Here is a 213-nt window from a genome sequence, read left to right as displayed (position 1 = left end):
CCCGGACGATTCTGATCTGCGCAAGGCGATGAAGACTGTGGCGGCCGAGCGCCGTCGGTTCGGCTATCGGCGCGTGCATGTGATGCTGACACGACAAGGCTGGCAGATGAACCTGAAGAAGCTGAGGCGGCTCTACCGCGAGGAGAAGCTGCAGGTGAGGAGGCGCGGCGGTCGCAAACGGGCGCTCGGGACACGCAGGCCGATGCTGGTTCC

The 213-nt window shown here is 65.3% G+C and carries 1 protein-coding gene; it reads left to right on the top strand.

All coding sequences use genetic code 11. The annotated features are described in order from the left end of the window. Nucleotides 1-213: IS3 family transposase (locus CEF10_RS16735; RefSeq protein ID WP_157933085.1), on the top strand; the 213-nt coding region annotated here is incomplete at both ends.

It is taken from the genome of Roseovarius salinarum (assembly GCF_002834145.1).
Taxonomy (GTDB): domain Bacteria; phylum Pseudomonadota; class Alphaproteobacteria; order Rhodobacterales; family Rhodobacteraceae; genus Roseovarius; species Roseovarius salinarum.
The sequence above is the reverse complement of the archived record's forward strand: the minus strand, read 5'-3'. Positions and strand labels throughout refer to the sequence as shown.